At 55.7% G+C, this 307-nt stretch carries 1 pseudogene; it reads right to left on the reverse strand.

The features are described 5' to 3' along the window. Positions 1 to 290: pseudogene (locus GWC77_RS29360) on the reverse strand (hypothetical protein); the annotation flags it as partial. Positions 291 to 307: the final 17 nt, after the last annotated feature.

Raw genomic sequence — 307 nt, forward strand, 5'->3', positions numbered from 1 at the left:
GAAAACGCGGTTGCAAAATCAGGCAAAAAAACGGATTCTTGAGGCCCTTCGAAATCGCGTTTCGGGGCCATTCCAAGTGGCCTCATTACGCCGATCATCCCCGGCTCGATTACGCCGATCCGTGACACAAGCAGGAGCCGATCATTGAAGCTCGCCGGGTCATATATCCCGTCCTCGTCAAGAATTAGCGTATCTGCAAGCGCACAGATTTCCAGCAGCCGATGCCAGTCAGCATTGTTTCTCGCTAGGCGTGAGACCTCCAGACCCATGACGATGCCGGCCCGGCCCAGGCCAACGTCAGTAACCA

Origin of the sequence: Paraburkholderia sp. NMBU_R16, from assembly GCF_013282575.1 — a bacterium.
In the GTDB taxonomy this organism is placed as follows: Bacteria; Pseudomonadota; Gammaproteobacteria; order Burkholderiales; family Burkholderiaceae; genus Trinickia.